Here is a 5,539-nt window from a genome sequence, read left to right as displayed (position 1 = left end):
GGGCGGCCGGTGCCGGGGACGGCGCCTGCGAGGCGCAGGCGGCCAGGGCCCCTGCAGCCAGCACGGCGAGCAGGCGTAGCGAACGTGGCGATGAAGGGGCAGAGTAGGGCATGGCGCGAGCCTAGGCCCCGTCCGCGCCCGGTCCAACTGACCTTCGTCAACCGGCCTGCCGCGCCAGCCGGCGCTCTCATTACCTAAGTCACGACTGACGGATGAGAGCGACCGCTATCCTGCGGGCGCCAGTCCGTTTGCCCCATCCCCCCACCCCACCCGCCRCACCATGCGCCAACTGCTCATCACCGCCGCGCTGGCCGTTCTCGGCCTCGTCGCAGGCTGCACCACCGTCGAGAAGTTCAACCCCTTCGCCGGGCCCGCCACGCTGAAGGGCGAGGTCGCCGCCGGTGCCCAGATCAACCCCGACGCGCGCAAGCGGGCCTCCCCGGTCGTCGTGCGCGTCTTCGAGCTGAAGGCCAACGCGCAGTTCGAGTCGGCCGACTTCGTCTCGCTGTTCGAACGCGAACAGCAGGTGCTCGGCCCCGACCTGGTGTCGCGCGAGGAATTCGTGTTGCGTCCCGGCGAAAAGCGCCCGCTCGAGAAGAAACTGTCGCCCGAGACCAGGTTCATCGGCGTGATGGTCGCATTCCGCGAGCTCGAGCGCGCCCGCTGGCGCGCCGTGATCCCGGTCGCCGCGAACCGCACCAACATCGTCGCCGTCAGCCTGGACGACATCGCCGTGCAGGCCACCCGCACGCAGCCTGAAATCAAGCCCTGAAACCCCCAACCCCCACCGTGAACGGACGGATCTCTCCATGAGCTGGCGCGCCAAGGTCGTCTGGTCGTCGGGCATGTTCCTGCAGCCCCACCATTTCCAGCAGGAAACCCGCTACATCGAGCGCCTGGTCGACGCGCGCACCCGCTGCGTGACGCCGTTCGCCTGGGGCTTCTCCGAACTGGAGATCGACGAGGGCCTGCTCGCGCTCGGCAAGCTGGGCCTCACGCGCGCCGCCGGCCTGCTGCCCGACGGCACGCCGTTCTCGATGCCGCTGCTCGACCCGCTGCCGCCGCCGATGGAGCTGCCGGCCGACGTGAAGGGCGAACTGATCTACCTCGCGCTGCCGCTGCAGCGCCAGGGCCTGAACGAGGTCGACTTCAGCGGCACCGACGAGCTGTGCCGCTTCGAGGCCGCCGAAGAGAACGTGCGCGACAACACCGACGCGAGCGACGAGCCGGCCGCCATCCAGACCGGCCGGCTGCGCATGCGCTTCGTGCGCGCGAAGGAGGCCACCGAGGCCTATGCGCTGCTCGGCGTCGCGCTGGTGGCCGAGCGCCGCAGCGACGGCCAGGTCACGCTCGAACGCAGCTACATCCCGCCGCAGGTGGCGATCGAGGCCACCGCCCAGCTGTCGGCCAGCGCCTCGCTGCTGCACGGCCTGATCCTGCAGCGCGCGCAGGCGCTCGCCGGCCGCATGGGCCAGCTGAGCCACGGCGTCTCCGAGCTGGCCGATTTCCTGATGCTGCAGACGCTGAACCGCAACGAGCCGATCTTCAGCCAGCACACCGCGGTGCCGAATGCGCACCCGAAGGAGCTGCACCGCGACTGCCTGCGCCTGGCCGGCGACCTGGCCACGCTGGCCAGCAGCACGCGCCGCCCACCCGAATTCCCGCCGTACCGCCACGACGACCTGAACGCCTGCTTCGCGCCGGTGTTCGCCGAGCTGCGCCGCATGCTGACCGCGGTGCTCGAGCAGAACGCGCTGCAGATCGAGCTGGTCGACCGCACGCACGGCGTGCGCACCGCGGTCGTCAACGACCTGGAGCTCGCGCGCACCGGCACCTTCGTGCTGGCCGTCAATGCGCAGGTGCCGGGCGAGCAGCTGCGCCAGCGCTTTCCGGCACAGACCAAGATCGGCCCGGTCGACAAGATCCGCGACCTGGTCAACCTGCAGCTGCCCGGCATCGGGTTGCGCTCGCTGCCGGTCGCGCCGCGCCAGCTGCCGTTCCATGCGGGGTATTTCTATTTCGAGCTCGACCGCAGCGGGGAGTTGTGGAAGGCGGTCTCGACCAACGGTCACGTCGCGATGCACATCGCCGGCGACTTCCCCGGCCTCGAGCTGGAGTTGTGGGCCATCAGAAGCCAGTGAAGTAAGCCAGAAAGAACGTGGTGAGCGCGATGAGCCCCTCTTCCCCCGACGATCCGTTTGCCGAAGTCGACACCGGCCGCACCTTCATCATGCCGACGCCGGGCGGGCGCACGACCGCGATGCCCTCGCGCCCGCAGCATGCGCCGCAGCAGCCCGCGGGCGCCGACGTGGCGGCCGACATCGGCCCGAGCGACAGCGGCCTGAACCCGCTGGTGGCGCTGGCGAACCCGCTGCTGGCGCTGGTGCCGCAGATCCGCGCCTCCACCCAGCTCGCCGACCCGGCCTCGCTGCGCGAATCGATCGCGCAGGGCCTGCGCGAGTTCGAGGCGCAGGCGCGCGCCCGCGGCATCACGCCCGAGCGCGTGCTGGCCGCCCGCTACATCCTGTGCACGCTGCTCGACGAGGTGGCCGCCACCATGCCGTGGGGCGCCTCCGGCCAGTGGGGCCGCCACAGCCTGCTCGCGATGTTCCACAACGAGACCGGTGGCGGCGAGAAGGTGTTCCAGCTGATGGCCAAGCTGGCCGAGAACCCGCGCGGCAACCGCGACCTGCTGGAGCTGATCTACGCCGCGCTGTGCCTGGGCTTCGAGGGCCGCTACCGCGTCGTCGACGGCGGCCGCGCGCAACTCGAGGCGGTGCGCGAGCGGCTCGCGCAGATCATCAAGAAGGAGCGCGGCGACTACCCGCAGCCGCTCGCGCAGAACTGGCGCGGCGAGGCCGCGACCCGCCGCTCGATGCTGACCTGGCTGCCGCTGTGGGTGGCCAGCGCCGTCGTGATGCTGCTGGTGGTCGCGATCTACCTCGGCCTGTCGTGGCGGCTGAGCGGCGACTCCGACCCGGTCTACGGTCGCATCCAGGAGCTGCGGCTGATTCCGCCGACCCCGCCGGTCAAGCTGCCGGCACCGAAGCCGCGGCTCGCGCAGTTCCTCGTCAACGACATCAAGGCCGAACTGGTCACGGTGCGCGACGAGGTCGACCGCAGCGTCGTGATCATCCGCGGCGACGGCCTGTTCCCGCCCGCCAGCGCGGCGCTCACCAGCGACCGCGAGGCGCTGATGAAGCGCATCGCCGAGGCGCTGGCCCAGGTGCAGGGCTCGGTGCTGGTGACCGGCCACACCGACAACGTGCGCATCCGCACCGCGCAGTTCCCGTCGAACTGGCACCTGTCCGAGGAGCGCGCGAAGACGGTGCGCGACATCCTGGTGGGCTACGGCGTCGCCGCCGACCGCGTCAAGGCCGAGGGCCGCGCCGATGGCGAGCCGGTGGCCGCCAACGACACGCCGGCCAACCGCGCGCTGAACCGGCGCGTCGAAATCACCCTGTTCATCTCGCGCGGCGCGACGCCCGCGGCCTCGGCTCCCGGAACCGGATCATGAAGAAGCTGCTCGGTGTCCTGCTCAACCCGTGGTTCCTGCTGATCCTCGGGCTGATCGCGCTGTCCCTCGTCATCTGGATCGTCGGGCCGCTGATCGCGATCGGCACCTGGCGGCCTTTGGAGAGTTCGACGGCGCGCCTCGTCTTCATCGGCGTGATCGTCGGCCTCGTGATCCTGCGCAAGCTGTGGCAGTACTTCCGTGCGCGCAAGACCAATGCGCGCGTCGTGGATCAGCTGCTGAAGCCGGTGGCGAGCACTGCCGCCGACGACCCGGCCAACGCCGAGCTGAAGACGCTGAACGAGCGCTTCCAGAAGGCGCTGCAGACGCTGCGCAACGCGAAGTTCGACACCGGCAAGACGGGGGTGGCCGGCGCGTTCAGCGGCCTCACGTCGCGGCTCGGCAAGCGCTACCTCTATGAGCTGCCGTGGTACGTGATCATCGGCGCGCCGGGCTCGGGCAAGACGACCGCGCTGGTCAACTCGGGCCTGAACTTCCCGCTGGCCGCGGCGATGGGCGAGCATTCGGTGAAGGGCGTCGGCGGCACCCGCAACTGCGACTGGTGGTTCACCGACCAGGCGGTGCTGATCGACACCGCCGGCCGCTACACCACGCAGGACAGCCACAAGAGCACCGACAGCAAGGCCTGGGAGGGCTTCCTCGACCTGCTCAAGCGCAGCCGGCCGCGCCAGCCGCTGAACGGCGTGCTGATCACCGTGTCGGTCAGCGACCTGCTCACCGCCAACGTCAACGAGCGCGCGCAGCACGCCGCCACCGTGCGCCTGCGGCTGCAGGAGCTGCACCAGCACCTGGGCATGCGCTTCCCGATCTACCTGCTGGTCACCAAGTGCGACCTGCTGTCGGGCTTCATGGAGACGCTGGGCGAGGTCGACAAGGACACCCGCGCGACGCCGTGGGGCATGACCTTCAAGCTCGACAAGCAGCAGCACACCGATCTCTCGGTGTTCCCGGCCGAGTTCGACGCGCTCGAGAAGCGCCTCACCGACGGCCTGATCGACCGCCTGCAGCTCGAGCGCGACCCGCAGCGCCGCGCCCGCATCTACGGCTTCCCGCAGCAGTTCGAGGCGTTGCGCGGCCTGCTGAAGGACTGGATCGACCAGGTCTTCTCGCCGTCGCAGTTCGAGGCCCACCCGCTGCTGCGCGGCGTGTACTTCATCAGCGGCACGCAGGAAGGCACGCCGATCGACCGCATGCTCGGCCGCATCGCGCGCACCTACCGGCTCGAGCGCACGGTGCTGCCGCCGCTGCAGTCCGGCGGCAAGAGCTTCTTCCTGTCGCGGCTGCTGAAGGAAGTGGTGTTCGGCGAGGCCGCGCTGGCCGGCACCGACCTGAAATGGGAGCGCCGCCGCGCCTGGATGATCACCGCCGCCTACGCGGCGCTCGGCATCGTCTCGTTGGGCGTGCTGCTCGCCTGGGGCGTCAGCTACGTCAACAACCAGCGCTACATCGCGAAGGTGGACGCCACCGTCGAGGAGGTGCGCAAGCTGGTGCAGTCGACGCCGAACCGCGCATCGCCCGACATCCTGGTGCTGCTGCCGGCGCTGCAGGCCACGCGCGACCTGGCGCGTGCCGGCATCGGCGACTCGGTGCCGTTCAGCCACGGCTTCGGGCTGTACCAGGGCCGCAAGCTCGACGGCGCGTCGCAGCAGGCCTACCGCCGCATGCTGACCGACGCGGTGCTGCCGCGCATCGCCCTCGGCATCGAGGACCGCCTGAAGACCGGCCTCGACAACCCCGAGCTGCAGTACGAGGCGCTGAAGGCCTACGTGATGCTCTACGACCCGGAGCGCTTCGACCCCGCCGCGCTGAAGCTCTACGTGATGGCCGATTGGGAAACCAACCTGCCGCGCTCGGTGACCACCGAGCAGCGTGCCGAGCTCGAATCCCACCTCGACGCGCTGCTGGCCGAGGGCCAGGCGGTGTCGCCGCTGCCGGAAGACAAGCAGCTGGTCGCGCAGACGCGGGCCCGCCTGATCGCGACGCCGCTCACCGAGCGCGTGTACC

At 70.4% G+C, this 5,539-nt stretch carries 4 protein-coding genes; all 4 read left to right on the top strand.

What is annotated here, in order from left to right:
- Positions 1 to 280: 280 nt before the first annotated feature.
- Positions 281 to 772, top strand: a complete 492-nt coding sequence (gene tssJ / locus AC1D12_RS23220) for a type VI secretion system lipoprotein TssJ (protein ID WP_477843123.1) — start codon at positions 281 to 283, stop codon at positions 770 to 772.
- Between the two features lie 37 nt (positions 773 to 809).
- A complete protein-coding gene (tssK, locus tag AC1D12_RS23215; RefSeq protein ID WP_477843121.1) occupies positions 810 to 2,141 on the top strand; it encodes a type VI secretion system baseplate subunit TssK in 1,332 nt (443 codons plus the stop codon).
- Positions 2,142 to 2,170: 29 nt separating this feature from the next.
- Entirely contained in the window at positions 2,171 to 3,517 is a 1,347-nt protein-coding gene (locus AC1D12_RS23210; protein WP_477827511.1) for a DotU family type VI secretion system protein, read from the top strand.
- On the top strand, positions 3,514 to 5,539 hold a 2,026-nt coding region (gene tssM, locus AC1D12_RS23205; protein WP_477843119.1), incomplete at its 3' end, for a type VI secretion system membrane subunit TssM. The genes AC1D12_RS23210 and tssM, both read left to right, overlap by 4 nt.

The sequence above is a fragment of the Rhizobacter sp. P1_G5 genome (genome assembly GCF_056405435.1).
The sequence above is the reverse complement of the archived record's forward strand: the minus strand, read 5'-3'. Positions and strand labels throughout refer to the sequence as shown.

What these genes read in the sequence shown, in the direction of transcription:
- tssJ (WP_477843123.1), top strand. Translation starts at nt 281, where the DNA reads ATGCGCCAACTGCTCATCACCGCCGCGCTGGCCGTTCTCGGCCTCGTC.
- tssK (WP_477843121.1), top strand. Translation starts at nt 810, where the DNA reads ATGAGCTGGCGCGCCAAGGTCGTCTGGTCGTCGGGCATGTTCCTGCAG.
- AC1D12_RS23210 (WP_477827511.1), top strand. Translation starts at nt 2,171, where the DNA reads ATGAGCCCCTCTTCCCCCGACGATCCGTTTGCCGAAGTCGACACCGGC.